4 protein-coding genes are annotated in these 2,706 nt (G+C 64.4%); all 4 read left to right on the top strand.

Annotated features, from left to right (window positions below):
- Window positions 1-217: helix-turn-helix domain-containing protein (locus EN994_RS26050; RefSeq protein ID WP_127307923.1), on the top strand; the 217-nt coding region annotated here is incomplete at its 5' end.
- Between the two features lie 206 nt (window positions 218-423).
- The gene (locus tag EN994_RS26045) at window positions 424-912 is read left to right on the top strand and encodes a hypothetical protein (protein WP_013528538.1); all 489 of its coding nucleotides are present in this window, start codon (window positions 424-426) and stop codon (window positions 910-912) included.
- A gap of 178 nt (window positions 913-1,090) precedes the next feature.
- Window positions 1,091-2,185: a transporter substrate-binding protein gene (locus tag EN994_RS26040; RefSeq protein WP_013528537.1), complete on the top strand. Its 1,095-nt coding sequence runs from the start codon at window positions 1,091-1,093 to the stop codon at window positions 2,183-2,185.
- The coding region (locus EN994_RS26035) for a transcriptional antiterminator (protein ID WP_127307922.1) at window positions 2,182-2,706 on the top strand (525 nt) is incomplete at its 3' end. The genes EN994_RS26040 and EN994_RS26035, both read left to right, overlap by 4 nt.

Below are 2,706 nucleotides of genomic sequence, written 5' to 3'. Positions count from 1 at the left end.
GTATAAGAGACAGGTGCTGGGCAGCGGCGTCAAACGCGTCGTCGGTGAGCGACGGCTGCTGGAGGCCAAGCGGCTGCTGTTGTTCACCGTACGCTCGGTCGAGGACATCGCCTACGAGATCGGCTTCGACGACCCGGCGTATTTTTCACGATTCTTTCGCGCGCGGGTCGGCGAAGCGCCCGCGTCCTGGCGGCGGAAACAGTTGCAGGGTCATTGATGGGTGACCATGGATGCGGACCTTGGCGCGCCGTTCCGGCGCGAGCCCGCTTCCGCCAGGGCGTTGGCTTCCCGACCGGCCATGATGCAGCCACAGCCACTTTTTCGTGAAGCTGAACGGGTTGATCCGCTCGCCTGTCTGCCTAGGTAGAAAGGAGCGGCGGGCGCCACGCAAAATCTGACAATCGGGCAAATCTGACAGTCGGCATGATATTTTCCTGCATTCGAAAGCTTGGCCTCGCTGCTCTCTGTGTCGCCATCCAGTCTTCCTGCGTCGTTCCCGACGACACGTCGCGTATCGCCAAGGTTGATCCAACGGCGGCGGCTGCCCGCAAGGAGATGGTCGGCCTCAGCGAAGCCGATGTTCGAATGTGCGCCGGGTTTCCGACCGCCACCGCCGACGCCGGCCAATCGGGCCAGATCTGGACCTACAAGCGCATCGTCCAGCGCGGCAATCTCAGCATTGTGGTTCCGACGTTGGCGGTCGGCGCGATCCCGGCGGTCGGCGGCTCCGTCAATGTCGCTCCCGGCGGCTATTGCGATACGCAAATTCGCATGGTCGATGGCCGCGTCGCCGAAGTTGCCTATGCCGGCGACAACAATTTGCCGAACAGGCGCGACGCGCTTTGTGTCAGCACGGTGGACGCCTGTGTGACCTATGCCCGCCAACTCGGCCAGAGGCCGGCGGCCAAATAGCCGGCGGCAGCGAAACGGCGATGGCAGGTCATGCAAATGTCATTGAGGGCTTGACTGACCCGCCGGACCGAATACGCTAGCGCAAAATACCGGCTCTGATTGCCGGGCGGCAAAAATGCCTCGTATGCCTCGCCCTTCCGGCGCAGGCTGCGAGGCATTGTCATTTCTGGGGTCCTGTTTGAAACGGCGCATCGAGATCGGCATCCTGTATTCCCGCTCGGGGAGCTATCAGCTCGTCTCCGATGCGTGCCGCATCGGCGCCATGCGCGCCATAGCCGACATCAACGCCGATCGCAGCTCAGGCATCGAACTGGTGCCGGTGGAGCGCGATCCGCAAAGCAATGCGGACCGCTACGCAACGCTTTGCGAAGATATCTTCAAGACCAGCAGCGCACGCCATGTCATCGGCTGCGTCACCTCCTGGAGCCGCAAGGAAACCATTCCGGTCTTGGAGAAAGCCGGCGGCATGCTCTGGTACGCCTGCCCCTATGAGGGCTTCGAAGCCAATGAGCATGTCGTCTACATGCACGCCTGCCCCAACCAGCATCTGGTGCCGCTGATGGCGCATGTCGTGCCGCGTTTCGGCGCCAACGGCTTCCTGCTCGGCTCGAACTACATCTGGGGCTGGGAGATGAATCGCGTCGCGCGCGACCTGATCGCGGATGCCGGCGGCAAGGTGCTGGGCGAACGCTATCTGCGCATCGGCGAGACCGACGTGTCGCGGCTGATCGCGGAGATCCGCGCCACGCGGCCGAACTTCATCCTCAACAATTTGATCGGCACCTCGTCCTACGCCTTCCTCGCGGCCTATCGCGACCTGGGTCACGAGGATGCCGCCTTCAGTCCCGGGACTTGCCCCGTCATCTCCTGCAACCTGACCGAAGGTGAGCTGCCGGCGATCGGTGAATCCGGCAAGGGACATCTGTCGGTCGGGCCGTATTTCGCGCCGCGCCCGGCTGCCTTTGCCTCATCCTTCGAGGCCTCCGCCTATGCCTCGGTGCAGGTGATGGCCGACGTGCTCTCCAGCAATCCCGACGCCGGTCCGGCGGAATTCTCCAAAGCCTTCGCCGAACGCCGCTTCTCCACCCGGCTCGGTCCGATCGCCATCGACGCCCACTCGCAGCACGCGACACTGCCGGTGATCATCGGGCGCATCGCGGACGGCTTCTTCGAGGTCGTCAGCCGCGAAGACGAAGTCGCGCCGGATCCGTATCTGTCGCGCTACGACCCGGCAAAAACATTCGGCCGCCCGCGCCTGAGGGTGGTGTCGTGACCAGAGCCCCACGCATCCCCAATCTCGGCGGCGCCAGGGCGTTTATCCTGCATCGCCCACATCCGACGGTGCAGGCGATCACCAGGCAATTGTCGGCCATCGGGCTGATCACGCTGGATTGCTGGCCGGAACTGCCGCCCGAGACGCTGGCCGCCGATTTCGTCTTCTTCGACGCCGATCTCGGCTTTGACGAGCAGTTTCCGTGGAAGCCGGGCGAGGCACCGATGCCGCTGGTGGCGCTGATCGGTTCCGAGGCGCCGGGCCGCATCGAATGGGCGCTGTCGCATAAGGCCGATGCGCAGCTGCTGAAGCCGGTCGGCAATGCCGGCGTCTACAGCGCGCTGCTGATCGCGCGCCAGAGTTTCGAGGCGCGAAAACACCTGGCCAGCGAGATCGCCTCGCTTCGCCAGCGCGTTGCCGAACGCCAGACCATCGTTCGCGCGGTGACGGCACTGGCGAAAGGCGCCGATGACGGCCGCGCCTATGCGCAGCTGCGCTCGCTGGCGATGAGCTGGCAGATC

The sequence above is a fragment of the Mesorhizobium sp. M7A.F.Ca.CA.002.09.1.1 genome, assembly GCF_003998555.1.
GTDB lineage: Bacteria > Pseudomonadota > Alphaproteobacteria > Rhizobiales > Rhizobiaceae > Mesorhizobium > Mesorhizobium ciceri.
This window is presented reverse-complemented; position numbering and strand designations above follow the sequence as displayed.